This is a genomic window from Nannocystis pusilla, from assembly GCF_026626665.1.
GTDB lineage: Bacteria > Myxococcota_A > Polyangia > Nannocystales > Nannocystaceae > Nannocystis > Nannocystis pusilla.
This window is the reverse complement of record NZ_JAPNKE010000002.1, coordinates 2,691,229-2,717,856: the sequence shown is the minus strand read 5'-3', so window position 1 is coordinate 2,717,856 and position 26,628 is coordinate 2,691,229. Positions and strand designations below refer to the sequence as shown.

The following is a 26,628-nucleotide window of genomic DNA, read 5'->3' as shown; positions in this document are numbered from 1 at the left end:
CCGGACTTTTGGCCATGGAAACCGATCGGACGCCAGAGTCCGCTGATGAGATGTCCTTTCGGGCAGGTACCGTCGCGCTGTGCGGGCGGCCGAACGTCGGCAAGTCGACCCTCTTGAACGCCCTGGTCGGCAGCGACCTCGCCGTCGCCACCCGCTTCCCCCAGACCACCCGCGAGCGCCTGCTCGGCGTGTGGTCCGAGCCGGGCTTTCAGGCCGTGCTGGTCGACACCCCCGGCATTCACCGCGCCAAGTCGGCGCTCAACAAGTTCATGGTCGACGAGGCGCTGCGCGGGGCGCAGGCGGTCGACCTGGTGCTCATGCTCGCCGAGGCGCCGCTGCTGGCCGACATCGCCGCGGCCGAGGCGTGGGAGCCGGGCCCGGCCGCCACGGCCGCGCTCACCTCGATCGCCGAGGCCGGGCGCCCGATCGCCCTCGTGCTGACCAAATGCGACCGCATCGAGGACAAGGCGCTGCTGCTGCCCATCCTCCACAAGTGGTCGACGCTGCACCCGTTCACCGCGCTCATCCCGATCAGCGCCACCGCGGGCGAGGGCCTGAAGCAGCTGCGCGAGCACGTCGTCGCCGCCCTGCCGGTCGCCGAGCCGCTGTTCCCCGAGGATCAGCTGAGCGACCGCGCCGTCCGCTGGCACGCCGGCGAGCGCGTGCGCGCGGCCCTGTTCGACCACCTGCGCGACGAGCTGCCGTACTGCTGCGCCGTCACCGTCGAGTCGTTCAAGGAGCAGCGCAAGCCGCCGCGGGACATCGTCCACGCCAGCGTCCACGTCGAGCGCGAGAGCCGAAGCCGATGGTCATCGGCCGCGGCGCCGAGACCATCAAGGCCATCTCGATGTCGGCCCGGCGGGCGATCGCCGAGCTGACCGGGCGGCCCTGTGAACTCTACCTCGAGGTCAAGGTGACCCCGAACTGGACCCGCGACCCGGCGCTGATGCAGCGCCTCGGCCTGCACGCGCCCGTGGGAGGCCTGTCATGAGCGAGCACGACGACGAGCTGGTCGAAGGGCCAGGCGAGGAATTCACCGAGGGCGAGCCGGCGCCGAGCGCCGACGCGGGCCGCCGCACCAGCGTGGTGGCGATCGTCGGCCGGCCGAACGTCGGCAAGTCGACGCTCTTCAACCGCCTCGTGGGCGCGCGCAGGGCCATCGTCGAGGATCGCCCGGGCGTCACGCGCGACCGCCTGTACGGCGTCGTCAACCACGACGGCAAGAGCTACGTCATCGTCGACACCGGCGGCCTCGACTTCGAGGACGAGTCGTTGGGCGGTCAGATCCGCGTCCAGGCCGAGATCGCGATCGAGGAGAGCGACCTCATCCTGTTCGTCGTCGACGCCATGGACGGTATCGTCGCCGACGACCGCGAGATCGCCGACATCCTGCGCCGCTCGGGCCGGCCGGTGCTGGTGGTCGTCAACAAGTGCGACAACCCGACGCTCGAGATCGCGGCCCAGGGCGCGCACGAGCTCGGCTTCCCGATCCTCGCCGTGTCCGCCGCGCACGGGCGCAACGCCGTCGAGCTGCACGACACGGTGCTCTCGCAGGTCCAGCAGCCGGCGCTCGAGGGCGCGATCGCCAGCACCCTGGTCGGCACGCGCGTGGCCTTCATGGGCCGCCCCAACGCCGGCAAGTCGAGCCTCATCAACGCGCTCCTCCGCGAGCCGCGGGTGATCGTCAACGCCGAGGCCGGCACCACCCGCGACCCGATCGACCTGCCGTTCGAGTTCAACAAGCAGCCGATCGTCCTCATCGACACCGCCGGGCTGCGGCGGCGCAAGCAGATCGAGCGGGCCATGGAGAAGCTGGCCGCGATCAAGGCGATCCGGACGATGGAGCGGACCCAGGTGGTCGCGCTGATCGTCGACGCCAGCGTGGGGGTCACCGACCAGGACCAGCGCCTGGCCCGCATGGCCCACGAGCGCGGCAAGGGCGTGGTCGTCTGCCTCAACAAGTGGGATCTCGTCGCGCGCGACAAGAAGGCCGCGCACGCCGTGCAGGTCCAGGCCGAGGAGGAGCTGCAGTTCCTCGAGCGGCCCTACATCATCAAGACCTCGATCACCGGCGCCGGGCGCGACGCGGGGCAGGGGCACGCGCGCGGCCTCGGCGAGCTCATGGAGGCCTGCCTGCTCACCGCGCGCGCGCTGGGCAAGCACATCTCCACCGCGGATCTCAACGCCGAGCTGGCCGCCGCCGTCGCCGAGCACTCGCCGCCGATGTTCGGGCCAAAACCGGTAAAACTGCTGTTCGCCACCCAGGCCGAGAGCGATCCCCCGCTCATCGTCATTTCGGCCAACCACGGGCGCTGCCTCCCGGCGTCCTACGAGCGCTACCTGCTGCGCCGCTTCCGGACCCGGTGGAACCTGCGCGGCATCCCCGTGCGGCTCGTGGTTCGCGCCCGCGGGCGCACCAACAGCGAGCGGGGCCGGGGCGCGAACAAGACCGCCGAGTGAGTCACGACAGGCGCTTCGAGCTCGGTGTCTCAAATGGGTGACGGCCGGACCCCATGTGAGAGCGCCGGGCGCTCGCGCGCAGACTGCCGCCGCTCGCGCCCCCATCCCCTGGAGTGTTCGCGGACTTTACAAGCCGGGGCCACCTTTGCGATGGTAGGGCACACCGTCCGCCCTCCGGCCTCCTGGAGAACCCTCATGTCGCGCGTTACTTCCCTGAGTCGTCTCTCGCTCACCGCCGGCGCTGCCCTGGCGCTCACCGCCTGCCTCGAGCACCCGATCAAGAAGGTGCTCTACGACAAGAGCTCCGAGGCGCAAGAGAACGTCGCCATCGCGATCAACAAGGACGTCGACATCCTGTTCGTCATCGACAACTCCGGGTCGATGGCCGACGAGCAGGCGCTGCTCGCCAAGAACTTCGCCGCGTTCATCAACGTGCTCGAGGCGGAGGACGTGAACGCCAACTACCGCATCGGCATCACGACGACCGACAGCGGCAACCCGCGCTGTCCGGCCGCCCAGACCAAGCCCGAGGGCGGCAAGCTGGTGCTGTCGAGCTGCGTCGATCGCGTGGCGCTCGGCGACTTCACGTTCAACATGGAGGACTCCAGCGCGGCCTGCACGGACGTCTGCGAGCTCACCGACGACCAACTGCAGATCAAGCCGACGGAGACGCAGTACTCCAACGGCGAGAAGGCGCCGCGCAGCTGGATCGAGCGCATCGAGGGTGAGACCAACCTCCCCGAGGGCGTCAGCACGATCCAGGCCTTCCAGTGCTTCGGGCCGCAGGGCGTGTCGGGCTGCGGCTTCGAGCAGCACCTCGAGTCGATGTACAAGGCGCTGGCCCTGGCCGGTCAGGAGACCTCGACCACCAACTACGGCTTCATCCGCGACGCCGCGATCCTCTCGATCGTGTTCATCACGGACGAGCTCGACTGCTCGCACGTCCCCGCATTCGACGCGATCTTCAAGGACAACAAGGTGTTCTGGGAGAACCCGGACCGCCCCGACGCCACCTCCGCCGTGTGCTTCAACGCCGGCGTGAAGTGCGAGGGCGCGGGCCCGCAGTACGACAGCTGCCGCTCGGCCAACTACGACATCGAAGGCAACGTCGACGTGGCCGACGACAAGGCCGTGCTGCAGCCGCTGTCGAAGTACGTCAACTTCGTGCAGAACCTCGAGGATCAGAAGCAGACCTTCGACCTCAACCAGGAGGTCCTGGTCGCGCTCATCGCCGGCGTGCCCCCGGGCTACGACAAGATGCAGGCCGGAAGCGACATCATCTACGAGGACGAGCCCGATCCGGCCGAGAACGAGCTGTTCGGCATCGGCAAGGGCTGCACCTTCACGCCGATGGGCGGCGAGACGCAGACCGCGATGCCGCCGGTGCGCGAGCGCGAGTTCGCCGAGGCGTTCCAGGTCGGCGGCGACCGCAACCTGTTCTCGATCTGCCAGGACGACTACTCGGGCGCCCTCGAGGCGATCGCCAACAAGATCCGCGACCAGATCAAGCCGGCGTGCATGACCAAGTGCGTCAAGGACACCGATCCGTCGGACCCCATCCTGCAGCCGAACTGCCAGATCTTCGAGGACAACGCCGCCACCATGTCGCGCAAGGAGATCGTGCCGTGCGACGAGGTCAACGGCGCGTGGACGGCCCCGGCCGGTGAGACCGCGTGCTTCGTCGAGCTCATCGATCCGGGCAACGAGACGCCGAGCGACATCGACAACCTGTCGGAGGAGTGCGTGGCCGAGGGCTACAACCTCGAGTTCTTGCTGATCCGCACCTCCGCGGCGCCGGCCGGCACGACCATCTCGGCGGCCTGCGAGCTGTCGCCGAACCCGGGCAACGACTGCCCGATGCTCTGAGCCTCGGCTCGCTCGACGATGGAGGCGCTCCCGCCGCGAGGCGAGGGCGCCTTCTCGCTTTTCGGGCGCAGGGACGGCCGGGGTTTGCGCCAACTTGGTTGTCGAAGCGCCTGCAACCTCGCAACCCCGTTGCCTCGGGCCCCCGGCGCAACTGCGCGAAACTCCAGCGCTTCCGCCGTGGCCTGGGAGACGCATCGAGAGCCGCGGAGGTTCCGATGTCGCTCCGCTCCGCCCTTATCGTCTCGCTCCCCCTCGTCACCGGTCTCCTCGCCGGCTGTCTCGAACACCCGGTCAAGCAGGTCACGTACGACAAGACCCAGGTCGACGACGAGACCGTCAACGTCCAGATCAACAAGGACGTCGACATCCTGTTCGTCATCGACAACTCGGGCTCGATGGCGGACGAGCAGGCCACGCTGTCGAAGAACTTCGAGGCGTTCATCGGCGTGCTCGAGCGCGAGGACGTCGACGCGAACTACCGGATCGGCATCACCACCACCGACTCGGGCAACCCGCTGTGCAAGTCGGCCCAGACCAAGCCCGAGGGCGGCAAGCTGGTGCTGTCGAGCTGCCTCGATCGCATGGCGCTCGGCGACTTCACCTTCAACATGGACGACTACGGTTACGCCTGCAGCGACTACTGCAAGCTCGACGACGCGGCCCTGACCGACCGGATCAAGCCGACCGAGACGCAGTACTCCGACGGCGAGGTGGCGCCGCGCCGGTGGATCGAGCGCATCGAGGGGCGCACGAACCTGCCCGACGACGTGAGCACGGTGGAGGCGTTCCAGTGCTTCGGCCCGCAGGGCGTCTCGGGTTGCGGCATGGAGTCGCACCTCGAGTCGATGTACCTCGCGCTGGCGCAGGCCAGCCACGAAGACTCGCCGACCAACTACGGCTTCCTGCGCGACCAGGCGATCCTCTCGGTGGTCTTCATCACCGACGAGCTCGACTGCTCCTACAACCCCGAGTTCGGCGAGATCTTCACCACCAACAAGACCTTCTGGTCGAACCCCGACGACCCGCAGGCGACCAGCGCGGTGTGCTTCAACGCCGGCGTGAAGTGTGACGGCGCCGGGCCGACGTACGCCGACTGCCACTCGGCGAACTTCGGCGTCGACGGCACCGAGGGCGTGCCCGACGACCAGGCCGTGCTGCAGCCGCTCGCGAAGTACGTCAACTTCCTGCAGAAGCTCGAGGACGACAAGAAGATGAAGCAGCCCGACCAGGAGGTGCTGGTCGCGCTGATCGCCGGCGTGCCGCCCGGCTACGAGGCGAGCGACACCGACATCGTCTACCAGGACTCGGACGATCCCGAGTTCCAGGACCTCTTCGGCATCGGCGCCGGCTGCACGCTGGCCAACCCGGTGGATCCCGACAAGCCGCAGACGGCCGTCCCGCCGGTGCGCGAGCGCGAGTTCGCCGAGGCGTTCCAGGTCGGCGAGGATCGCAACCTGTTCTCGATCTGCCAGGACGACTACTCCGAGGCGCTGCGTGAGATCGCCAAGAAGCTCGAGGAGCAGATCAAGCCGGCCTGCATGACGAAGTGCGTCAAGGACATCGACCCGAGCACGCCGGTGGTCGACCCCTCGTGCGTGCTGACCGAGATCAACGCCGCCGAGGACACCCGCCAGGAGATCCCGCACTGCGACGAGGTCGACGGCGAGTGGGTCGCCCCCGCCGGCGAGACGGCCTGCTTCGCCGAGCTGATCGACCGCGGCGGTCAGACCCCGAGCGAGCTCGACGACATGGACCCGTACTGCGTCGGCGAGGGCTTCAACCTCGAGTTCAAGCTCGTCCGCAGCGCGCCCGCGCCCGCCGGCACCACCATCCAGGCCACCTGCGAGCTGTCGCCGAAGCCCGGCCAGGACTGCCCGATGCTGTGAGCCGGGCGACGTCCGCGACGAGGCGCGCTCGCCGGTGCGAGGGCGCCTCGCGCGTCTCGGCGGGCGCGAGATGTCCCCGAGGACATGTCCTTCGCTCACGGGCCGTCGACGCGCAGCATGTGCCAGTCGACGAAGTCGGTCTCGGGGTCGGCGACGCAGCGCTGGGTCAGCGCGTCGAAGTAGCCCTTGGTGTGGGCGCGGATGACCGCGACCACGTAGCCCACGCCCTCGAGGTCGACGGCCGCGAGCTCGTCCGGCCCGAGGGTGCCGACCGGCTCGCCGTGGTCGGTGAAGCCGAGGCGCAGGCGCTCGGCCTGTCCTTCGAGACAGCAGTCGTCCGCCGCGCAGGCACACACCGTCCCGGCCTCGCGCTCGACGTCGAGGCGGACGGCCGAGTCGAGGAAGCCCGGCGCGTCGACCACCCGCGACGACGCGGCGTACAGCGGGAAGATGCTGGCGTCGTCGAAGAGGGCGATGGCGGTGGTCTTGCAGCCCGTGGGCGCCTCGGGGTCGCCCGGCGCCCACTGGCCCTGGTGCGCGACCCGCAGGCAGTCGCCGTCGTCGACGTAGAGCGCCAGGTCCGGGTCGAGCGGGACGCTGAGAGGGCACAGGGCGCAGAGGGCGTCGGCGCAGAGGGCGATGGTGCCGTCGTCGTCCGTCTTGGTGACCTTGCCGAAGTACTCGGTGACCGCGACGCACTGCGGCTCGGGCAGCGGCGGGTCGAGGATGAGGCGCTGCTCGGAGAACGGGCCGCAGGCCGGGTGCTCGTCGCCCGTGGTCGAGGAGAGGGTGGTGGTGGAGGGCTCGCCGGTGGTGAAGGGTTCGCCGGTGGTGCCGGTCGTCGGAGTCGACGTCGTCACCGCGGTGGTCGAGGGCGCCGTGGTGCCGATGTCCGTGGTCGAGGCGGCGGTGGTGGCCGGATCTGTCCCCGAAGACATGTCGCCGCTCGCGCCGCCGACGAAGAACAGCGGGTTGGGCCGCGAGCACGAGAGCAGCAGCAGGACCGGCCAGACGCGCACGCGATCATTGTCGGCGATCCGGCGGCGAGGAGGCGCCCCAGGTGCGCGCGCGTCCGCGCCGGCAAGATCTGCGCGGGGGCGATGCGAGCGGCTCCGCGCGCCCGAGCGTCCCGGGGCGCCGACGATTTCGCGCGCGGTCCGGGACGCCGTCCGACGACATGACCGAAGAGACAGGTCGGCGGGGGCCGCCTGTCCGAACGGACAGCTCAGTACGCCTTGGCCATCAGCACCCGGCGCGCGCTCGGGTTGCCGGAGAACACGCAGCGGCCCTCCTCGGGCGCGGGGCCGTAGCCGGGCAGGGGGATGCAGCGGATCGTGACCCGCGTCTGCTCCTTGATCTTGGCCTCGGTCTCGCGCGTGCCGTCCCAGTGGCACCAGGCGAACGTGCTCTTCTCGCCGGCGAACGCGGCCAGGAACTCGTCCCAGGTGTCGATGGTGCGCGAGCGCTCCTGCAGGCGATCGCGGGCGATCCGCAGCAGCTCGTCCTGGAAGCGGTCGAGCCGCTCCTTGATGGTGGCGACGAACTCGTTCTGGGCGATGAACTCCTTGCCGCGCCCGGCCGCGGTGTCGACCCGCATCTTGACGCAGACCTGGCCCTTGGCGAGGTCCTTCGGCCCGAGCTCGACGCGCACCGGCACGCCCTTGCGCTCCCACATGTAGAACTTGTTGCCGGGCCGCAGGTCGCGGTCGTCGATCACGACCTCGATGAAGTCGCGGTGGCGGCTGCGCGGCGGGGCGAGGTCGACGTCGGCCAGCTGGGCGCGGATCGACTCGGCGGCCGCCAGCACCTGCGAGCGCTCCTCGTCGTTCTTGTAGATCGGGACGATGACGACGTGGATCGGGGCGACGCGCGGCGGCAGCACCAGGCCGCTGTCGTCGGCGTGCGTCATGATGACCCCGCCGACCAGGCGCGTGCTGACGCCCCACGACGTCTGCCACACGTAGTCGCGGCCGCCGGCCTCGGTCTGGAACATGACGTTGAACGCCTTGCCGAAGTTCTGCCCGAGGTCGTGGCTGGTGCCGGCCTGCAGCGCCTTGCCGTCCTGCATCAGCGCCTCGATGCAGGTCGTCTGCACCGCGCCGGCGAACCGCTCGCTGTCGGTCTTGATGCCGCGGATCACCGGCATCGCCATGACCTGCTCGGCGAAGTCGCCGTAGACGTCGAGCATGCGCATGACCTCGGCCTGCGCCTCCTCGTGCGTCGAGTGGGCGGTGTGGCCCTCCTGCCACAGGAACTCGGTGGTGCGCAGGAACATCCGCGTGCGCTTCTCCCAGCGCATGACGTTGGCCCACTGGTTCACCAGCAGCGGCAGGTCGCGGTAGCTCTCGATCCAGCGCGAGAAGAAGTAGCCGATGATCGTCTCGCTGGTCGGGCGGATGATGTAGGGCTCCTCGAGCTTCTCACCGCCGGCGTGGGTGACGACCGCGAGCTCGGGCGAGAAGCCCTCGACGTGCTCGGCCTCCTTGGTGATGAAGCTCTGCGGCACGAGCAGCGGGAAGTAGGCGTTCTGGTGGCCCGTCGCCTTGAAGCGGCCGTCGAGGTCGCGCTGAATCTTCTCCCAGATGGCGTAGCCGTGCGGCTTGATGACCATGCAGCCCTTGACGACCTTGGCCGGCTCGGCCAGCTCCGCCTCGCGGATGACGTCCTGGTACCACTGCGGGTAGTCGGTCTCGCGCGGGGTGATCTTCCCGCCTGCCTTGCCGACCTGATCCTCTTGCTGCTCCGCTCGGGCGCCCTGTTTCATGCGCGGAGGATGCCGAGCGCGCGGCGAGGTGGCAAGCCCGCGACGTCACGCCCTCGCGCACACGGGCGCGGCGCCGGGGCCGGGGGACCTGAAGCGAGCGCCCGACCTCAGGGGCCGGTGAGCGGCGTGATCTGCTGGCGCAGGGCCACGATCTCGGCCCGCACCTGCTCCTTGAGCGCCGGCAGGTCCTCGAGCGTGAGGCCGCGGGTCGAGATCGGGGTCCCGACCGCCACATAGGCCCGGGCCTGGCCGAAACGCCAGTCGTGCTTGCGCAGCGCCGCGGCGGTGCCGGCGACCGCCATCGGCAGGACGTCGGCGCCGGTCTCGATGGCCAGGTGGAAGGCGCCGTCCTTGAACGGCCCCATCTCGTCGCCGAGCGCGCGCGTGCCCTCGGGGAAGATCATCACCGGCGTGTCGCGCATGAGGTACCGCCGGCACCGCGCCATCGCCCCCTTGGCCGACCCGCGGTCGCCTCGCACCACCGGGATGTCGCCGGCGAGGAACATCGCCCAGCCGAGGACCGGCACCTTGAACAGCGAGGCCTTGCCCAGCCACTTCATCTCCCACGGCAGGTGCGAGATGAGGAACGGGTCGGTCTGCGAGCAGTGATTGCTGACCACGACCGTGCGCCGCGGACGGTAGGGCGGCAGCGGCTGGAAGACGCGGAAGTCCCACAGCGGGTTGAGCTTGGTGACGCCGATGGCCGCCAGCCGGAACAGCCGCCCCGTGATCCTTCGGCCATGGTCGAAAGGCCAGGTGAGCGGGGCGAGCACGCACTGCAGACAGAAGGCGAGGCCGCCGAGGCCGAAGATCAGCAAGTACGTCCAGACGGACAGGATGATGGTGCGCGAAGCGGACATGCGCGGCATGCAGGCGGGCCCTGAAACGGGAGGTTGCCGTCATGCCACGAGCCTTTCGACGTGCCAAGCGCCGCGGGCCGCGCAGGCCGCCTTCGCGCCGCGGCGTTGCGAGCGGCGGGCGAGCACGCGCGGCGGGGGAAACCACCTGGCACCATCCGTGGCGCCGTCAACCCAAGCCGTTTTCAACGAGGGGTCGGTCGTGCGACCGCCGACCGCGTGGCCCATCTTCCCCGCGGGCCGGCACACGCACTCCCGACTCCCAATGGTGTCAGTGGCCGCAGCCCCCCGGTCCGTTGCTCGCGTGAGCATGAGCTGTCGCACGGGGACGTCGCGCGGCGAGCGAGACGGATCGAGCCACGTCCGCCACGCTCGCGCCCACGCGCGAAGTCGCAGCCCGCACGCGTCACTATGCGTCCGGTACTTCGGCGTCGCCCAGGAGCGGCCCGCCTCGCATCCTCGGCTCATGGCGCAGCTCGATGGCCGCCACTCGCATCTTCGCAAGATGCCGCGCGCGGCCCCGCATTCACGCCGCGCCCGGCCGCCCGCGCTCAATGCCGCAGCGCGGCCGCATCGAGCAGGGCGCCGCAGCGGCGGGCCGCGTCGTCGAGCGTGAACAGCCCGACGAGGTGGCCGCGATCGCTGATGACGACGGCCTCGGAGCGGTGGGTGAGCATCAGGCGCAGCACCGCGTCGACGCTGCGCCACGGCGGCGCGACGGGCGGGTCGCCGCGCATCACGTCGCGCACGAGCCGGCGGCCGAGCAGCTCGCCGCGGAGCCTGGCGAGGTCGCGCTCGTACACGAGGCCGAGCAGCTCGCCGTAGTCGAGCACGGGCAAGAGCGCGACACCTTCGCTGCGCATGCGCTGGAGCGCCGGAGCGGCTCCCTCGTCGGGCAGGACCGAGGAGGGCAGGACGCGCATGAGCTCGCAGACGGGCCGATCAGCCATCGCCGAACACTTTAGCCGAGACCGCGGCCGGATCCACCGCGGCCCGCCCACATCGGCGGTGCGGTGTGATGTCGCCCGGCCGGTTGACGTGACGTCATCGGTCGGGGCGCGGGCGCCCTTCGGGGCTCGCCTGGGCGTTCAGCAATTCGAGCGAGAACAGGATGGCAGCGACCCGCAGCGCCGTCCCGAGGCCGAGGTGCAGCACCTGCATCCAGCCGGGGGCGGACAGCATCACATTGAGGACGCCCGCCGCCAGCTGGGCGAACACCAGGATCATCACCCAGGCGCTCGCGCGGCGGACGGCCGGCGCCGCGGTGTTGCCGAGGTGATGAGCGATCACCGCGGTGAAGAACCCGAGGCCGCACGCCAGGACCGGGTGCATCAGCCGCAGGCGCTGGAGGAAGTGCGCGCCTGCTCCGAGGTCGCGCTGCAGTCGGTCGCTCAGGGCGCCGGCCTCGACGGGATAGAGCGTGTCGCCGAGCGCCGTGACGGCCCCGCTGATGCCGACGAGCATGAGGCCGCCGAGGCTGGCCCAGACCAGCCAGCGGACGCGAGGCGAGGCGCTGCGGACGGGCGGACCCGGCTCTCGGTTCGCAGCCCAGGCCGCGAGCGCGAGCGCGCCGGTCAGTAGCGACGTGTTGAGGAGGTGCGCGGCCATCACGAGCGCCCGCGCGACCGAGTCGTTGTCGCCGACCAGGCCGAAGCGCACCAGGCCGGCGCCGATCAGCGCCTCCGTGATCGTGAACACCAGCGCGAGCCAGGCCCCGAGTCGGGCCGCGTGCCCGCGCGGGAAGCCGCGCAGCGCCGCGACGAGCAGCGCGAGCACGATGATGCCGCACAGCCCCGAGGTGACGCGGTGCGAGAACTCGATGACGGTCTCGATGGTGGGGCTGATCGGCACCACCTCGCCGTGACAGGTCGGCCAGTGCTGCCCGCAGCCCGCCCCGGAGCCGGTGATCCGAACGACCGCGCCGAACAGGATCACGAGGACGGTGTACGCGAGCGTGCCCCAGGCGAGGCTGCGAAAACGTGCGCGAGCGGCGGCCACGGGCCCTCCATACTCGCTTTTTCGCCCGCCGAAAAGGCCCGCGACCGGCCGTCACGGGCCCGCCGTTCGTGCGACGTCGAGGCGGCGGCCGTCGCGTGCGCGAGCCGGCGCTCGCCCTGCGCGGACGGCGTCGGGTCGCCCGCGGGCCGCGCCGGCCGAAGGAGCGCCGTCGCTGACGAAACGCACCGCGGACACGCACACGGCGCGACTCGTCCGCGCTCGTCATCGCCGGCTGGCATGCGGGCGCAGCTTCGGCGGCATCACTCTGCGCGACGCGTCGGCGATCGCCATCACCGGCTCGCTCGCGGCGCAGCTTCGGCGGCATCACTCCGCGCGACGCGTCGGCGATGGCCATCACCGGCTCACTGGCGGCGCTCACGAAGCACGCCGCAAACATGCACGCGGGGCGACGCGTCGGCGGGCGCCACCATCGGCTCGCTGACGACGCCGTTTTGACGGCCTCGAGCCGCGTCCTCCCGAAGTGGCGCGCCTCGAGAGCGTGCGCCGCGGGCCCGGCCCGAAGCCGGCGAACCACCGTCAGCGCCGTCCAGAGCGCAGCCGGGTCCGGATGCCGCGCGCGACGAGCATGTCCTCATCGACATGTCCTGAATAACATGTCCTCTCCAACATGTCCGAGAGGCCTTGCGCGAAGCGCATGCCCGATCGGACATGCGCCTCCAAGAGCCCTACCGCTAGCCGCGGCGCCGTCGCAGGCGGCGCACCAGCCCGGCCGGCAGCCGCCACGGCTGCGCGCCGCCGGGGTACTTGCCCGCGCGGGCGATCGCGGCGAACACCACGAAGCCGAGCGCGATCACCACCCCCAGCGCCCCGGCGCCGAGCAGCGCGCGCAGGAGGCGGGGCAGGGCGGCGAGCGGACCCGCGAGCACGTGCGCGAGGCCGGTCCAGGCCGCCCACACGACCGCGCCGAGGCCGGCGTTGGCGGCCGCGAGCACCGCGAACTCGCGCCAGCGGCCCGGGCGGCTCAGGCCCCCGATCTCGCGGCGGTAGAACGCCCGCAGCAGGGTCAGGTTGACGAGCGCGCCGAGGGATGTCCCGAAGGCCAGGCCGGGCGCGCCGAGGCGCTCGTAGGTCAGGGCGTTGAAGCCGATGTTGACGGCCACCGACGCGACCGACGCGATCAGCGGCACGCGCGGGCGGTCGATCGAGTAGAACGCCGGCGCCACGATCTTGACCATGCTGTACGGCGCGAGCCCGAGCGCGTAGGCCTGCAGGATCACCGCCACCGCCGCCGACTCGGCCGCGCCGAAGCGGCCGCCCTCGTAGATCAGCGACACGATCGGGTGGGCCAGCAGCACCAGGCCGACGGTGCTCGCCGAGGTCAGCAGCCAGGCCGCCGACAGGCCCTCGCCGGTGCGCGCGATCAGGGCCGAGCGGTCGCCGCGGGCCGCCTCCTCCGACACCTGCGTGGCCGTCACCGTCGCCAGCGCCACCCCGAACACGCCGATGGGAAGGAAGAAGATCCGGAACGCGTACTCGATCTGCGCCACCGCCCCGTCGCCGAGGCTGGCGGCGAAGCGGGTGTTGACGAACACGTTGAGCTGCACCGCGGCCACGCCGACGATCGCCGGCAGCATCAGCGAGACGATCCGGCGCACGCCCGGGTGGTGCACGAGGCCGCGCAGCTGCGGGCGCACGCGGTAGCCGAGGCGGCGCAGGTAGGGCAGGAGCACGGCCGCCTGGGCGACGCTGGCGAGCAGGGTGCCGACGCTCCAGGCCATCACCGCGGCCTGGCCGCCGAGCCCGGCGAGCCACATCCCGAGGCCGGCGGCGATGCTGACGAGGTTGAACAGCACCGGCGCCAGGGCGAACGGCAGGAAGTTGCGCTGGGCGTTCAGGATCCCGCCCCACACCGCGCCGACGCTCACGAGCGCGAGGATCGGCATCATCACGCGCGTCAGCGCGGCGGTCTCGGCGATCTTCTCCGCGCTCCAGCCCGACGTGATGGCGACCACGAGCGGCTCGGCGAACACCACCCCGAGCAGCGTCAGCGCCCCGGTGACGAGCAGGATCCCGGCCAGGGCGAGGTTGGCGAGCTGGTACGCGCGCTCACGATCCTCCTGCACCAGGGACGCGGTGAAGGTGGGGACGAACGCGCTCGACAGGGCGCCCTCGGCGAGCAGGTCGCGCAGGAGGTTCGGGATCCGGAACGCCACCGAAAACGTGTCCGCGAGCGCTCCGGCGCCGATGAGGCGCGACTGCAGCGACATGCGCACGAGCCCGAGGACGCGCGACGCGGCGACCGCGGCGCTGATCGAACCGGACGACTGGAGGGCGGAGGGCACGTGGCGCGGCAGTAGAACACGCGGCGGCGCCGTGCGATAGTCCCGGCCCCGTGCTCCTCGCGCTCATCAAGACGCTCCGGCCGCGTCAGTGGATCAAGAACCTCTTCGTCGCCGTGCCGCTGATGTACGGCCAGCGGCTCACCGATCCCACGAGCCTGCTCGTCACCGCCGGCGCCGTCGCGCTGTTCTGCCTGATCTCCGGCTGCGTCTACATCCTCAACGACCTCGTCGACGTCGAGAAGGACCGCGCCCACCCGAAGAAGCGCAACCGGCCGATCCCCTCCGGCAAGCTGCCCGAGGCCGTCGCGCGCCGCTTCGCCGTGATCTGCGTCCCGGTCTGCCTCGCGCTCGGCTACTGGCTGCAGCCGCTCTACGCCGCCGCGCTCGGCGGCTACTTCCTGCTCAACCTGGCTTACAGCTTCAAGCTCAAGCAGATCGCCTACGTCGACGTGCTGTCGATCGCCGCCGGGTTCATCCTGCGCGTGCTGGCCGGCGCGCTCGCGCTGCAGATCCCGGCCTCGCCGTGGCTGTTGGCCTGCACTGGCCTTTTGGCCATGTTCCTCGGGTTCGGCAAGCGGGCCCACGAGCTCGCCGGCGCCGAAGATCCGCAGAAGCAGCGCGCCGCGCTGGCCGCCTACAACCTCGTCACCCTGCGCATCATCCTCTACGCGCTGGGCTTCGCCACCGTCGGCCTCTACGTCGCCTACACCCTCAGCGAGCACGTGCTCGAAATCTTCGGCACCAACCGCCTGGCCTACACGGCCGTGTTCGGGGTGGTGGGCATCGCCCGCTTCATCTACCTCTCGACCACCCGGCGCGAGGCCGAGTCGCCGACCGAGGAGATGCTCAAGGACCCGCTGTTCATGATCAACTTCGTCGTCTGGATCCTGCTGACCGCCGCGATCCTGTACGGGTGGATCTGAGGCGCGCGTGCTGACGGTCATTCAGCGGGTCTCGCGGGCGAGCGTGCGGGTCGACGGCGAGGTCGTCGGCGCGGTCGAGCGGGGCGCCATGTTGCTCGTCGCGGTCGAGCGCGGCGACGCCATTGCCGACGCGGTCGCCACCGCCAAGAAGATCGCCTCGCTGCGGTTCTTCCCCGGCGCCACGCCGATGGACCGCACCCTCGCCGAGGTCGGCGGCGGCGTCCTCGTCATCTCGCAGTTCACCCTGGCCGGCACCCTGCGCAAGGGCGGCGGCCCAGCTTCGACGGCGCCGAGCTGCCCGAGCGCGCCCGCGCGCTCTACGAGGCCGTGGCCGAGGCGCTGCGGGCCGAGGGCCTCACGGTGGCCACCGGGCGCTTCGCCGCGCACATGGAGGTCGAGCTCGTCAACGACGGCCCGGTCACCTTCCTGCTGCGCAGCGTCGCCGGCCAGGTCCAGTGAGCCCGTCGCTGGCGCGACCGCCCGCGGGGCGCTAACGTCGCCGCGTATGCGCACCGCCCTGTTCGTGCTCGTCGCTCTCGCCTCCTCGGCCTGCGCTTCGATGAGGGTCGGCGAGAGCCGCCGCAACGTCACGGCCTTCTGCGTCGGCGCCGACGGCAGCGCCTACGCCATCGCCACCCAGGTCAGCACCGGCGACCGCAAGAGCGACCGCGTGTGCCGCCGCGCCGTCGCCGGCATGGAGCACGACCCCCGCGCCGACCTGCCGTGTCGCATGATGGAGTTCACCGTCGTGCGCGACAAGTGAGGCCGGCGCCGGCGCGCGCCGCAGGAGTGAGGCCGGCCGACGCATGCGCCAGGGGGTGAGGCCGGCCCGCGCAACGTCATGCTCGTTCGGACATGTCCTATAGAGCATGTTAGTAAGAGCATGTTCCGCAGAGCATGCACCGACGAGCATGCCCCATGGCACAGGTCCTCAAAGCCAGCGGACGAACAGGAACGCCCCCAGCACCGTGGGCGGGGCCAGCAGCAACCCCTCGAGCCCGCGCAGGCGACCGGTGCGCTCGGGCGCGGGCAGGGGCAGGGCGGCCAGCAGCGCCGCGTTGCGCCGGCGCTCGCGCGCCAGCACCTGCAGCGGGCTCAACCTCAGAGCCGCCATTGCGCACCACAGGGCGATCCGCGGCGCGTCGGGCGGCAGGGCGCGGACCCCGAGCCAGCCGCTGACCAGCAACAAGGCCGCCAGGCGCACGCGCAGCAGGGGACAGAGCCGCAGCAGCTGCGTCATGCCGAGCTGCAGCACCGGGTTGTGCATGTGCGCGACGAAGGCCGGCCGCGGCACCGGCGCGCCGGTCCCGGCCAGGCGCCGCGTCGCCTCGCTGAGCCACGGCACCGCCTCCCACAGCCCCGCCGCGTACAGCCGGCCGGCCGTGAGCCGCACGACCCCTGCGGCGAGCATCGGCGCCGCCAGCAGCGTCCAGTGCTGCGAGCTCGCCGCCCCGCGCTCGGCCAGGCGGGCCAGCGTCAGCTGCCCCGGCATCGCCACCAGCGTCGCCAGCCCGATCCCGAGCGCCGGCGCGTACAGGTGGACCGCGGCCTCCTCGGCCGTCCAGCCGCCCGCGCCGAACTGCTGCGCCTCCGTGATCCAGTGCCCCGGGGAAACCGCCGCCCGGCGTAGGCCGCCACGCCGGCGATGCCCGGCTCGACGAGGATCGCCGCCAGCGCCAGCCACAGGAAGTCGGCGAGCAGCCACCCGCAGCGCGCGCCGTCGGGCAGCGTCGCCGCCGCGATCGCGCCGACGCCGGCCACGATGGTCAGCGCCAGGCCGCGGCGATGCGCCGGACCGGCCGAGCGGAAGTGACGCGCGGGCTCGATCGGCAGCGGCAGCAGGCGCTCGCGCTCCGGCGCGTGCAGGTAGCCGCCGAGCCGCGCGTGCAGCCCGGCCAGCAGCAAGAACGGGCCGCCGGCGAATACCAGCCCGCGTTGCGCCGCCAGCTCGGGCTCGTTGGCCAGCGCGATCGACCACGCGGCCGCCAGCACCAGCGGCGCGACCCACGCGCTCGGCCAGGTCGGAGGCCAGCGGGGCAGGGAGGCGTGCGCACGCGCCGACCATACCCGCACCGCGAGCATCACGCCACGAGGCCGCGCGAACGCAGTCCGTCGCGGTGCATCACGACGAGGCAGCGCTCGCCGTGCTGCGCCGCAGGGCTCGTCGTTCGGCGCTTCGCCCTGGCTCGAAGTCGGTGACCGCGACCAGGCCGTTTCGCAGCCGATGGCGAACAGCGCGAGGTGGATGACCACCCGCCGCGAAGCCTTCGAGCCGCGGCTCGTGAGCCGCTCGAAGTCGGTGACCGCGACCAGGCTCGGCGATCAGCTCTTCGCGCTATAGATCGTGAACAGCTCGACGTCGGTGACCGCGACCAGGCGGTACGCGTGTTCGCCCTCGGCGATGGCCACCGGCGTCGCCGGCAGCAGTTCCACGCGATCGACGTTGTCCTCGGCGCGGGTCTCGAGCAGGGCGCGGCCGCCTGTCAGCATCACCGTCATGTCACGGCGGCCCTTCGTCGAGATCGCCACCACCTCGCCGGCCCGGACGCGCAGCACCTTGGCCGTGTAGCCCTGGCCCTGGGCCCACACGAATTCGCCGCCGAAGCTGCGGCGCTCGAACGGTGGACCGTAGTCGTCGTCACCGGGGTCGACGGCGGTCTCGTCCAGAACGGCCTCTGGTTCCTCCGAACCTGCGCGATCCCTCTGCTCCATCGCCGCGATGATAGCTCGGAGCCTCGCAGCAAGCGAGGGGGAGGGGACCCACGTCGAGCGCCGACGCGAATACTGCCCACGCGCGGCTCCTCGTGGCATCGTCGGGCCGCACCGACGAACGACGTGCGGTGCCTGAATCAACCGCGCTTGTCGGTCGCAGGCGGCGCCGCGGGCGTCGACGATTTTTTGTCGGCCGGCTTGGGATCCTTCGCGCTCGCGGCCGGCTTGTCGGCGGGCTGCTTCGCCTCGCTCGGCTTCGCCTCGGTCTTGCCCGCGTCGGCCGGCTTGTCGTCGCTCTTCGGCGGCTTCGCGCTCGCGTCGGTCTTGCCCGCGTCGGTCGGCTTGTCGTCCTTCGCCTTCTTCGCGTCGGCCGGCTTGTCGTCCTTCGTCTTCTTCGCGTCGGTCTTGCCCGCCTCGGTCTTCGCGTCGGCCTTCTTGCCCTTGCCGCCCTTCTTGTCGGTCTCGGCGGCGGCGTCGGTCTTGGCCTCCTCGGCCTTCGGCGCGTCGACGAATTCTTCGCTGCCGAGCTCGCGGTCGGCCTTGCGGCGGCGATCGAGGGCCAGCTTCGCGCGGCGGGCGACGTCCTGGTCCCACGCGTCGACGTTGCCGTCGCCGTCGGTGTCGTAGCCGACGCGATCGATGTTGCCTTGCACGAAGAACGTGAACACGTCGGGCTTGCCGTCGCGGTCGCGGTCGGCGTCGATGCGGACCAGGCGGCCCTTGTCGTAGCGGCGCCAGGCGTCGACATAGCCGTCGTGGTCGGTGTCCTGCTCGTCGAGGGTCGGCTTGCCGTCTTCGTGGTGGCGCCCGAGGTCGATGCGGCCGTCGAAGTCCTGGTCGTACTGTTCACGGACCAGCTCGCCGGTCTCGTCGAAGTGGAGGAACGCGTCGAGGCGGCCGTCGAAGTTGAGGTCGGCCTGCTGGCAGCGGGTGCGGCCCTCGTCGGGCGCGCGGCCGCCGATCAGCGTGACGATGTCCGCGCGGCCGTCGTAGTTCGAGTCCTGCTGCTGCACGCGCTTGCCGGCCGCGTCGCAGTGCTGGCCGTCGATCGCCAGCGGGATCAGCGCGACCTGGCGCACTGGCAGGATCGGCTCGATCTTGTGCGGCGGCTCGTTGTCGGGGGTGGACTCGGCGGTGGGGGCGGCGGTGGCCTTGGCCTTGCCCGCGCAGCCGGCGAGCCCGAGGATCAGGAGCAGCGCGGCCGGGCGAGCGAGGAAGGGGATCACCGGACACACTTTAGGGGACGGCGGGCGCCTCTCGCAAGCCGAGGGCAAATGTGACCCCGCCCGCGGCGCCGGCGCAGGCGCGACGGCGCGTCTTGTGCTACTAGCCGCGGCTGACGATCGTCGCGGCCGACCACGGTTTCCTGGCCCGCGCCAGGGCGCTCCGCGCCGCTCCCCGAATTCACGGCCCCCGCGACCCCGGTTTCGCTCCACGACGTCCGCGCCGCACCCGTCACCGCTCCGCCACCTGACATGAGCAAGTCCGTTCCACGTATGGTCGATCCGACCGCTCCCGAGCGGCCCACGATCCGTAGCTTCTGCATCATCGCCCACATCGATCACGGCAAGAGCACGCTCGCCGATCGATTGATGGAGGCCACCGGTCTTTTGACCGAGCGCGACAAGACGGCGCAGTACCTCGATCGCATGGACATCGAGCGCGAGCGCGGCATCACGATCAAGGCCCAGGCCGTGCGCATGTCGTACAAGTACGACGGCGTCACGTACGCGCTGAACCTGATCGACACGCCCGGGCACGTCGACTTCGGCTACGAGGTCTCGCGCAGCCTGGCCGCCTGCGAGGGCGCGCTGCTGGTCGTCGACGCCACCCAGGGCGTCGAGGCGCAGACGCTGGCCAACGTCTACATGGCGCTCGACGCCAACCTCGAGATCATCCCGGTGATCAACAAGATCGACCTGCCGAGCGCCGACGTCGAGGGCGTGAAGAAGCAGATCGAGGAGGCGGTCGGGCTCGACGCCAGCGACGCGCTGCTGGTCTCGGCCAAGACCGGCCTCGGCGTGCCGGACCTGCTCGAGGCGATCATCCTCCGGATCCCCGCGCCGCACGGCGACGTCGAGCGGCCCGTCAGGGCGCTCATCATCGACTCGTGGTGGGACAGCTACAAGGGCGTCATCTCGATGGTGCGGGTGTTCTCCGGCCGCCTGCGCGCCGGCGACAAGATCCGCATGATGGCGACCGGCAAGGGCTACGACGTCATCGACGTCGGCGCCTACGCGCCCGAGATCACGAGCATGCCCGAGCTGTCGGCGGGCGAGGTCGGCTACCTCGTCGCCAACGTCAAGGAGGTCGTCGACTCCAAGGTCGGCGACACCGTGGCCGCCGCCGACGACCCCAAGGCCGAGCCGCTGCCGGGCTTCAAGGTCGTGCAGCCGATGGTGTTCGCCGGCGTGTTCCCGACCGACAACGCCGACTACTCCGAGCTGCGCGACGCGCTGGCCAAGCTCACCCTCAACGACGCCAGCGTCACCTGGGAGCCCGAGACCTCGGTCGCGCTGGGCTTCGGCTTCCGCCTCGGCTTCCTCGGCCTGCTGCACATGGAGATCATCCAGGAGCGGCTCGAGCGCGAGTACGACCTCGACATCATCACCACCGCGCCGAGCGTGAAGTACAACGTGTACCTCAAGGACGGCACCGAGTCGGTGATCGACAACCCGGCCAAGATGCCGGACATCGGCGACTACGAGGCGATCGAGGAGCCGATGATCACCGCGCGGATCCAGCTGCCGGAGGAGTACCTCGGCGCGATCATCAAGCTGTGCCAGGACCGCCGCGGGATCCAGCTCGACATCAAGTACCAGACGTCGAAGCGCGTCCAGCTGACCTACGAGATGCCGCTCGCCGAGGTCGTGTTCGGCTTCTACGACCAGCTCAAGAGCCTGTCGCGCGGCTACGCCAGCCTCGACTACGAGCAGGGCGAGTACCGCCGCGCCGAGCTGGTGCGCGTCGACCTGCTGGTCAACGGCGAGCGCGTCGACGCGCTCTCGCTCATCAGCCACCGCGACAACGCCTACAACCGCGGCCGCGACCTTTGCATCAAGATGAAGGACGAGATCCCGCAGCAGCAGTTCGAGGTCGCCATCCAGGCCGCGATCGGCAGCCGCGTCATCGCCCGCACCACGGTCAAGGCGCTGCGCAAGAACGTGCTCGCCAAGTGCTACGGCGGCGACATTTCCCGCAAGCGCAAGCTGCTGGAGAAGCAGAAGCGCGGCAAGCGGCGCCTAAAGGCGGTTGGGAACGTTGAAATCCCGCAAGGTGCCTTCCACGCCATCCTGAAGCTAGACTAGAGAGCCTCCGTGACCACGCCGCAGCAAGCGCAGGAGCCGCGCCCGGCCAAGCCCGAGGGGCGGCGCTCGACGGGCAGCGTCAAGGCCGCCGCCGGAATGTTGGTCAAGGAGGCCAACCGGATCCTCAAGAAGTACGCCGGCCGGATCGCCCCCGAGCCCGCGCAGGCGATCCGCGACAGCGCCGACGCGCTGGCCCGCTTCCGCGAGGCCAAGCAGTGGGACCGCGCCGAAGACGAGGCCGAGCGGCTCGACGAGCTGCTGCACCAACACGCGAGCTTCGCCCGCAAGAGCCCGCTGCGCGAGACGATCGAGAACGTCGGCGTGGCGGTCCTGGTGGCGCTCGGCCTGCGCTCGTGCCTCTACGAGCCGTTCAAGATCCCGAGCGGCAGCATGATGCCGACGCTCGTCGCCGGCGATCACATCTTCGTCAACAAGTTCATCTACGGCATCCAGATCCCGTTCACGACCACGGTCGTCGGCGAGCGCTGGGGCCACATCGCGCGCGGCGACGTCGTCGTCTTCCGCTACCCGATCGACGAGTCCGAAGACTTCATCAAGCGCGTCATCGGCCTGCCCGGCGACACCATCCGCGTCGACGGCAACAAGGTCAGCATCCGCCGCGAGGGCGACGCCGAGTTCGAGGAGCTGAAGCGCACCAAGCTGCCGGAGAAGTGCCGCGACGACAGCGGCACGCAGCAGGTCCCGCACTGCGAGCTGTTCGAGGAGACGGTCGACGGCCACACCTACGTGGTCCGCTACAAGACGAACCTCGATCCGCGCGCCGGAGCCCGCAGGGTGGGGAGTGGACCGTGCCCGAGGGCCACTTGCTGGTGATGGGCGACAACCGCAACGAGAGCCACGACAGCCTGGCCTGGACCCGTCAGGTCGAAGCCGTCGCGGCCGACGGTCTGCTCAGCGTCAAGGACCTGCGCGACCTGACCGACGAGAAGCTGTTCTCGCTGACGCGCCCCGACGACGTCTCGGCGCGCGGCGACGCCAGCTTCGATCACATCCTCTACATCGCCGACCACGCCAGCGACGCGCACGGCCTCGAGCTCGAGATCTGGCGCGAGCCGGTGCTCGGCGGCGAGGCGGTGTACCGCGCGTTGACGGCAGGCGAGGGGACCGAGGCGAGCTTCGCGTCCCTCATCGAGGGCGACGAGCGGATCGGCAGCAAGGGCAACACCAAGCTGCGCGAGCGCCTGCAGCGGATCGGCGGCGACGTCGTCACGCTGACGCTCAAGTCCGGCGACATCGCCCAGGACGTGGTGTTCCGCCTGAACGCCGCCGACGCGGTGATGCGCCTGCGCTGCGGCAACGCCATCTGCCGCTCGCCGGGCCGCGTGGCCGAGAAGGTCGCCGAGGTGGTCGAGCGCTGGAACCGCGACCGCAGCCAGGACGCGCGCCAGATCCTCGACGGCGACAACACGGCCCGTTACTCGCAGCACTGGACCAGCCGCAGCGCGACCGCCGAGACCTTCATCGAGCGCCGCTACAGCAAGACCGGCGCCGAGCCGGCGACCCCGGCCGGGCTGGTCCGTCTGCGCGTGGCGGGCCCCGGACGAGGGCGTCGACCTGGTCCGCGACGCCGCGCTGGCGTCGGTCGGCAGCTCGCGCACGCTCGCGCGCCAGGCCGTCAACGAGGCCGGCGAAGACGGCTGGCTGGTCGAGGACGAGCACAAGTTCACCTACGTGCGCGCCGATCCCAAGGGCCAGGTCGCGTTCAGCCTCGAGTGCGGTCGCCAGCGCTGCGCCAGCGACCGCGAGCTGCTGGCGCTGGTCCGCAGCGTCGAAGGACATGTCCCTTCGGTCATCAAGGACCGCACGCGCTTGCCCGAGCTGCTGCCGCCCGGCGACATCCCCGGCTACAAGGAGATGCCGATCAGCCCGGTCGCCGAGCGCTACGAGTACGACCGGATCCGCCTCGACGCGACGGTCCGCGACGTGGCCTACAGCCTCGGCGTGTGGGTGTGGCTGCGGCCGACCGAGGGCCTGGCCGAGAAGCTGGCCGCGCTGCAAGCCGAGATCCCGAACGCCCGCGTGGACGACAGCGTGGCCAGCGGCGCCATCGTCGGCGACGCGGCCTCGGGCAACGGCACGCAGTACGCGTTCGCGGTGCCGGCCACCGAGGTGGTCATCCGCATGCAGTGCAGCGCCGGCCTGTGCCCGACGCCCGAAGTGGCCCGGAGCTGGCCAAGCGCGCGTATCAGAAGGCCCACGACGCCAGCAACTTCGTCGACCCGGCCGCCGAACGCCCGCAGCCGTACGTGCCGCGCGGCAACGTCAAAGGCCGCGCAGAGCGAATCTGGTTGCCGCTGAGCCGCTTCTGGCTGCCGATCCGCTAGCGCGGCACGACGATAGCTTCGAGCCGCTTACGACGAACAGGACGGCAGCGCCGTACGACGGCCAGGAGCTCGCTGGCGCGCCGCGTCGGCGGCTGGTCCTGAGGAGTCGGCGGGAGTCACTGGCAGATTCAGCTCGAGAGCGAGAGCGTTTTGTTGGTGGATTCAAGCTGGTTGTCCGTGCTGGTAGTGGATTCGAGCTTGGTAGTGATTGGTTGTCCGAGCTCGACGAACACAACACGCTTCGATAAACACAACGCTTGGCGGCGGGTTATCGGAGGCTCGCTAACGGTGCGGCTCGCCGGGGACTCCGCAGCCAAGCCCCAGCTTGGCGGGCTATCGGAGGCTCGCCGGCCCCCCAGGCGGCCGTTCTCTTCAACTTAACATAATATCTATTATCGGCAAAACGCCGGGCGGCCGAGGGCCGTCGTGCTTGCTCGGACACGTTGGTGCGCTCGAGACGCTAAGCTCTGACGAGCACGCACGCGTACGAGACGCTGGCGACCTACGTGGCCCACGCCCCGGCGGCCGAAGCCATACCGTTCCTGATGGAGCGCGCGGCGGAGGACCCGCGGGAGACGATCCGCCATCACGCCGTGCATGCACTGATCAAGCTGCGCGCCGCGCGGGAGCTCGCGGGGCTATTGCCGCTGTTGGAAGCGTCGCCGCCGGTGACCTGGGCCGTGCACCTGGCGTTGCTGGAGGCTTGTCGTAAGCTCGGACTCGACGCGTCGCGCTTTCTGGAACGACTGCGTGAGGTGGACGACGTGTACGTGCAAGACGCGCTGTCGCTCGTGCCCTGAGCGAGCTCGGGTCGTCTTCCGAGGCGGCAAGGAAGGCGGCTCCTTGTCCGGCGGCCAGGGCGTCGGAAGACGGCGTGACCCGCACTCTGTCGAGACCGAGTCCGGCAAGAACCGCGGAGAGGACGATCAGGTCCAGCCGCCTGAGCGCGGAGTCCGACCGGCCGGCGGCCGGACGTCAGCCATGGGGTACGAACGGTCGGGGCGATCACCTCAGACGGTCCGAACGGTGCCGCCGTCGATGACGAGCTCGGCGCCATGAATCGCGGCGGCGCGATCCGAGGCAACGTAGGCGATGAGGTCGGCGACCTCACGGGGTTCGGCCGGACGCCCGATCGGGATACCGCCCAGGTTGTCGAGGACGACCTGCCGCGCCTCCTCGATCGTGCCGCCATTGGCGGCCTGCAGACGCTTCAGCAGGTCGACGGACGACTCGGTCATGATCCAGCCGGGGGAGACGACGTTGACCCGCACGCCCTTCGGCCCCAGCTCCTTGGAGAGGGACTTGCTATACGTCCTGAGCGCGGCCTTGGCGGCGGCGTAGGCGGTGGTCGACTCGGGAAGAGGCAGGACCGCCTGGATGGAGGTGACGTGCACAATCGCGCCGGCGCCCCGTTCGATCATCTGCGGAGCCAGGAGTCGATCGAGGCGCACCGTGGCCAGGAGGTTCAGGTTCAGCTCGGCGAGCCAGTGGTCGTCGGTCAGGGCGACGAAGCCGCCGCCCGGCGAGGACGAGCCGCCGATCACGTGGGCGAGGACGTCGACGCCGCCCATTCGCTCGAGCGCCGCCTTGGCAAGGATTTCCCCGCCCTCGGCCGTCGTCAGGTCCGCCTGGACGAACAGGACGCCGTCGATGGGCTCCGGGGCTCCACGGGCGGCGGTGATCACCCGGGCGCCGCCGGCCAGGAAGCGCTCGACGGTGGCGCGGCCCGCCCCCTTGGTGCCGCCGCTGACGAGCACGCGCTTTCCCGCGAATTCGGTCGGATCAATCTTGATGCTCATAGCGTGATCTCCAGGGCTTTGATGGCGTCGTTCTCGAGCGAGAAACGATAGGTGAAGCGGAGCGGGCTGCCCTTGAAGTCGCCATGTGCAGGGCCTTCGACCACGACCTGGCCCTTCTCGTGACGAACGGTGTCCGGCGTGAAAATAGCCTTGGCGCCGACCACCGCCTCTTCGAGCAAGGTTCGCAGCTCGGCGTGGCCCTCGTGACGGCCTCCGTTGTCCAGGACGAGGGCATCGGCCGCGAACGGCTTCAACATGCCGTCCACATCGAGTCGTGCGTTCGCTTCGACGTAGTCGGCGATGGGCTTGGGTAGTGCTGGTGTCATGGGTGTTCTCCTTTGCAGTGCTGCGCTGAAACCTAGACCCCTGGCGTCGACCGAACAAGTAGGACAATCTGGTATGAGACATCCCGATTTTCGGGACAATCGCCATGACCGACACCAGCCTGCTCGACCTGGATGCCGTCCTTACCATCGCGCGGCGTCGCTCCTTTCGCGCAGCCGCGCTCGAGCTCGGCAGATCGGCGACCGCCCTCAGCAGCGCCATCGCCAAGCTCGAAGCGAGCCTGGGCGTGCGCCTTTTCAACCGCACCACGCGGAGTGTTTCGCTGAGCGACGCGGGCCGGGCCTTCGTCGAGCAGGCGGGACCTGCGCTCGAGGTCATCCATCACGCGATGGAGGCCGCTCGGGCGCAACGAGCCACGCCCGCGGGTACGCTGCGCATCAACACGTTCGCCACCGCGGCGCGTGCGATCCTCTCGCCCCTCGTGCTCACGTTCGTGCGTCTGAACCCCGAGGTGCACGTCGACATCGTCACCGAGGGCAAGCTCGTCGACATCGTCGCTCAGGGGTTCGACCTCGGCGTGCGGCCAGCCGACCACGTGCCGGCTGACATGATCGCGGTGCCCCTTGGCCGTCCCGAACGCCACGTGATCGTGGGCTCGACCGCCTACCTAACCGCTCACCCTGCCCCGCGCACGCCCGCCGACCTCCTCGTCCACCGCTGCGTCCGCGGGCGCTTGCCCAACGGCGCGCTGTTGCGCTGGGAGCTGCGGCGGGGGCGAAAGGTCGTCCACGCAGACGTGCAGGGGCCGCTGACGTTGGACGAGGCGAGCGTCGCCAGGATGGCCGTCCTCGAGGGCGTCGGCCTGGGGTACTTCATGGAGGCCGACGTTCGCGCAGATATAGAAGCAGGGCGGCTCCTGCGCGTGCTGGAGAATTGGACGCCGGAGCTGCCGGGGCTCTGCCTGTACTACCCAAGTCGGCGCAACGCCTCGGCCGCGCTGCGGGCGTTCGTGGCGCTGGCACGGGAGCTCGCCGCGGAGCGGCCACACGGACGCGCCGCGCCACCGGCATCGGCCTAGCCTGCGCCTCGGTCGCTTTTGGCCCACGTAATCACGCCGTTCGC

Annotated in this window: 24 protein-coding genes and 1 pseudogene; 13 read left to right on the top strand and 12 right to left on the bottom strand. The window is 70.6% G+C overall.

Annotated elements, in window-relative coordinates:
* Positions 1-50: 50 nt before the first annotated feature.
* The 5 genes from era (at position 51) to OV079_RS11825 (ending at position 6,212) form a co-directional block, all read left to right on the top strand.
* Positions 51-878, top strand: coding sequence for a GTPase Era (era, locus tag OV079_RS11845; protein WP_267768323.1), 828 nt, complete (start codon positions 51-53; stop codon positions 876-878).
* Positions 848-991: a hypothetical protein gene (locus OV079_RS11840; RefSeq protein ID WP_267768321.1), complete on the top strand. Its 144-nt coding sequence runs from the start codon at positions 848-850 to the stop codon at positions 989-991. The genes era and OV079_RS11840 overlap by 31 nt, the downstream gene beginning before the upstream one ends.
* Complete coding sequence (gene der / locus OV079_RS11835) at positions 988-2,460, top strand: ribosome biogenesis GTPase Der (protein WP_267768319.1); 1,473 nt, start codon at positions 988-990, stop codon at positions 2,458-2,460. Before OV079_RS11840 ends, der begins: the two co-directional genes overlap by 4 nt.
* Before the next feature lie 195 nt (positions 2,461-2,655).
* Complete coding sequence (locus OV079_RS11830; protein ID WP_267768317.1) at positions 2,656-4,326, top strand: vWA domain-containing protein; 1,671 nt, start codon at positions 2,656-2,658, stop codon at positions 4,324-4,326.
* Between the two features lie 215 nt (positions 4,327-4,541).
* Complete coding sequence (locus tag OV079_RS11825; protein WP_267768316.1) at positions 4,542-6,212, top strand: vWA domain-containing protein; 1,671 nt, start codon at positions 4,542-4,544, stop codon at positions 6,210-6,212.
* 95 nt (positions 6,213-6,307) lie between these two features.
* Here the strand turns inward: OV079_RS11825 and OV079_RS11820 are convergent, their stop codons facing one another.
* The 6 genes from OV079_RS11820 to murJ form a co-directional block, all read right to left on the bottom strand.
* Complete coding sequence (locus OV079_RS11820) at positions 6,308-7,231, bottom strand: hypothetical protein (protein WP_267768315.1); 924 nt, start codon at positions 7,229-7,231, stop codon at positions 6,308-6,310.
* 206 nt (positions 7,232-7,437) lie between these two features.
* Positions 7,438-8,976 carry a proline--tRNA ligase gene (gene proS / locus OV079_RS11815; RefSeq protein ID WP_267768313.1) on the bottom strand — a complete coding sequence of 513 codons (1,539 nt, stop codon included), beginning with the start codon at positions 8,974-8,976 and terminating at the stop codon, positions 7,438-7,440.
* Between the two features lie 107 nt (positions 8,977-9,083).
* Positions 9,084-9,836, bottom strand: coding sequence for a lysophospholipid acyltransferase family protein (locus OV079_RS11810; RefSeq protein ID WP_267768312.1), 753 nt, complete (start codon positions 9,834-9,836; stop codon positions 9,084-9,086).
* A 548-nt stretch (positions 9,837-10,384) separates the two neighbouring features.
* Positions 10,385-10,783 (bottom strand): CBS domain-containing protein, encoded by a 399-nt coding sequence (locus OV079_RS11805; protein ID WP_267768311.1) that lies wholly within the window; start codon positions 10,781-10,783, stop codon positions 10,385-10,387.
* A 94-nt stretch (positions 10,784-10,877) separates the two neighbouring features.
* A complete protein-coding gene (locus OV079_RS11800) occupies positions 10,878-11,831 on the bottom strand; it encodes a COX15/CtaA family protein (protein ID WP_267768309.1) in 954 nt (317 codons plus the stop codon).
* Between the two features lie 692 nt (positions 11,832-12,523).
* Entirely contained in the window at positions 12,524-14,134 is a 1,611-nt protein-coding gene (murJ, locus tag OV079_RS11795; RefSeq protein WP_267768306.1) for a murein biosynthesis integral membrane protein MurJ, read from the bottom strand.
* A 50-nt stretch (positions 14,135-14,184) separates the two neighbouring features.
* On the opposite strand from murJ, the gene OV079_RS11790 reads away from it, so the two are divergent.
* The 3 genes and pseudogenes from OV079_RS11790 (at position 14,185) to OV079_RS11780 (ending at position 15,820) form a co-directional block, all read left to right on the top strand.
* Positions 14,185-15,057: a UbiA prenyltransferase family protein gene (locus OV079_RS11790; protein ID WP_267768305.1), complete on the top strand. Its 873-nt coding sequence runs from the start codon at positions 14,185-14,187 to the stop codon at positions 15,055-15,057.
* A gap of 7 nt (positions 15,058-15,064) precedes the next feature.
* Positions 15,065-15,516, top strand: a pseudogene (dtd, locus tag OV079_RS57725) (D-aminoacyl-tRNA deacylase).
* Between the two features lie 46 nt (positions 15,517-15,562).
* Positions 15,563-15,820 carry a hypothetical protein gene (locus OV079_RS11780; protein WP_267768304.1) on the top strand — a complete coding sequence of 86 codons (258 nt, stop codon included), beginning with the start codon at positions 15,563-15,565 and terminating at the stop codon, positions 15,818-15,820.
* Positions 15,821-15,988: 168 nt separating this feature from the next.
* On the opposite strand, the gene OV079_RS11775 is transcribed toward OV079_RS11780, so the two are convergent.
* The 4 genes from OV079_RS11775 to OV079_RS11760 form a co-directional block, all read right to left on the bottom strand.
* The gene (locus tag OV079_RS11775; RefSeq protein ID WP_267768303.1) at positions 15,989-16,549 is read right to left on the bottom strand and encodes a hypothetical protein; all 561 of its coding nucleotides are present in this window, start codon (positions 16,547-16,549) and stop codon (positions 15,989-15,991) included.
* Positions 16,534-17,139: a hypothetical protein gene (locus OV079_RS11770; protein WP_267768302.1), complete on the bottom strand. Its 606-nt coding sequence runs from the start codon at positions 17,137-17,139 to the stop codon at positions 16,534-16,536. Before OV079_RS11770 ends, OV079_RS11775 begins: the two co-directional genes overlap by 16 nt.
* 240 nt (positions 17,140-17,379) lie before the next feature.
* Positions 17,380-17,769 (bottom strand): hypothetical protein, encoded by a 390-nt coding sequence (locus OV079_RS11765; protein ID WP_267768301.1) that lies wholly within the window; start codon positions 17,767-17,769, stop codon positions 17,380-17,382.
* A 137-nt stretch (positions 17,770-17,906) separates the two neighbouring features.
* Entirely contained in the window at positions 17,907-18,995 is a 1,089-nt protein-coding gene (locus OV079_RS11760; protein WP_267768300.1) for a hypothetical protein, read from the bottom strand.
* Positions 18,996-19,265: 270 nt separating this feature from the next.
* On the opposite strand from OV079_RS11760, the gene lepA reads away from it, so the two are divergent.
* The 4 genes from lepA to OV079_RS11735 all read left to right on the top strand — a co-directional run bounded on the left by lepA (position 19,266) and on the right by OV079_RS11735 (position 24,222).
* A complete protein-coding gene (lepA, locus tag OV079_RS11755) occupies positions 19,266-21,077 on the top strand; it encodes a translation elongation factor 4 (RefSeq protein WP_267778518.1) in 1,812 nt (603 codons plus the stop codon).
* Between the two features lie 9 nt (positions 21,078-21,086).
* Entirely contained in the window at positions 21,087-21,911 is an 825-nt protein-coding gene (gene lepB, locus OV079_RS11750) for a signal peptidase I (RefSeq protein WP_267768298.1), read from the top strand.
* A gap of 858 nt (positions 21,912-22,769) precedes the next feature.
* The gene (locus OV079_RS11740) at positions 22,770-23,396 is read left to right on the top strand and encodes a hypothetical protein (protein WP_267768296.1); all 627 of its coding nucleotides are present in this window, start codon (positions 22,770-22,772) and stop codon (positions 23,394-23,396) included.
* Positions 23,397-23,928: 532 nt separating this feature from the next.
* Complete coding sequence (locus OV079_RS11735) at positions 23,929-24,222, top strand: hypothetical protein (protein WP_267768294.1); 294 nt, start codon at positions 23,929-23,931, stop codon at positions 24,220-24,222.
* A gap of 210 nt (positions 24,223-24,432) precedes the next feature.
* Here OV079_RS11735 and OV079_RS11730 read toward each other — a convergent pair whose 3' ends face one another.
* Together OV079_RS11730 and OV079_RS11725 are read right to left on the bottom strand one after the other, a co-directional pair.
* Positions 24,433-25,221: an SDR family oxidoreductase gene (locus OV079_RS11730; RefSeq protein WP_267768293.1), complete on the bottom strand. Its 789-nt coding sequence runs from the start codon at positions 25,219-25,221 to the stop codon at positions 24,433-24,435.
* The gene (locus OV079_RS11725) at positions 25,218-25,547 is read right to left on the bottom strand and encodes a nuclear transport factor 2 family protein (protein WP_267768291.1); all 330 of its coding nucleotides are present in this window, start codon (positions 25,545-25,547) and stop codon (positions 25,218-25,220) included. Before OV079_RS11725 ends, OV079_RS11730 begins: the two co-directional genes overlap by 4 nt.
* A gap of 104 nt (positions 25,548-25,651) precedes the next feature.
* Between OV079_RS11725 and OV079_RS11720 the strand changes: the two genes are divergently transcribed.
* The gene (locus OV079_RS11720) at positions 25,652-26,584 is read left to right on the top strand and encodes a LysR substrate-binding domain-containing protein (protein ID WP_267768290.1); all 933 of its coding nucleotides are present in this window, start codon (positions 25,652-25,654) and stop codon (positions 26,582-26,584) included.
* Positions 26,585-26,628: the final 44 nt, after the last annotated feature.

Coding starts and splice junctions, on each gene's coding strand:
- OV079_RS11810 (WP_267768312.1), bottom strand. CDS start 9,836: ATGTCCGCTTCGCGCACCATCATCCTGTCCGTCTGGACGTACTTGCTG.
- OV079_RS11720 (WP_267768290.1), top strand. CDS start 25,652: ATGACCGACACCAGCCTGCTCGACCTGGATGCCGTCCTTACCATCGCG.
- OV079_RS11725 (WP_267768291.1), bottom strand. CDS start 25,547: ATGACACCAGCACTACCCAAGCCCATCGCCGACTACGTCGAAGCGAAC.
- der (WP_267768319.1), top strand. CDS start 988: ATGAGCGAGCACGACGACGAGCTGGTCGAAGGGCCAGGCGAGGAATTC.
- lepA (WP_267778518.1), top strand. CDS start 19,266: ATGGTCGATCCGACCGCTCCCGAGCGGCCCACGATCCGTAGCTTCTGC.
- OV079_RS11780 (WP_267768304.1), top strand. CDS start 15,563: ATGCGCACCGCCCTGTTCGTGCTCGTCGCTCTCGCCTCCTCGGCCTGC.
- OV079_RS11730 (WP_267768293.1), bottom strand. CDS start 25,221: ATGAGCATCAAGATTGATCCGACCGAATTCGCGGGAAAGCGCGTGCTC.
- OV079_RS11830 (WP_267768317.1), top strand. CDS start 2,656: ATGTCGCGCGTTACTTCCCTGAGTCGTCTCTCGCTCACCGCCGGCGCT.
- proS (WP_267768313.1), bottom strand. CDS start 8,976: ATGAAACAGGGCGCCCGAGCGGAGCAGCAAGAGGATCAGGTCGGCAAG.
- OV079_RS11840 (WP_267768321.1), top strand. CDS start 848: ATGTCGGCCCGGCGGGCGATCGCCGAGCTGACCGGGCGGCCCTGTGAA.
- OV079_RS11805 (WP_267768311.1), bottom strand. CDS start 10,783: ATGGCTGATCGGCCCGTCTGCGAGCTCATGCGCGTCCTGCCCTCCTCG.
- OV079_RS11775 (WP_267768303.1), bottom strand. CDS start 16,549: ATGCCGGGGCAGCTGACGCTGGCCCGCCTGGCCGAGCGCGGGGCGGCG.
- era (WP_267768323.1), top strand. CDS start 51: ATGTCCTTTCGGGCAGGTACCGTCGCGCTGTGCGGGCGGCCGAACGTC.
- OV079_RS11825 (WP_267768316.1), top strand. CDS start 4,542: ATGTCGCTCCGCTCCGCCCTTATCGTCTCGCTCCCCCTCGTCACCGGT.
- OV079_RS11770 (WP_267768302.1), bottom strand. CDS start 17,139: ATGCTCGCGGTGCGGGTATGGTCGGCGCGTGCGCACGCCTCCCTGCCC.
- OV079_RS11765 (WP_267768301.1), bottom strand. CDS start 17,769: ATGGAGCAGAGGGATCGCGCAGGTTCGGAGGAACCAGAGGCCGTTCTG.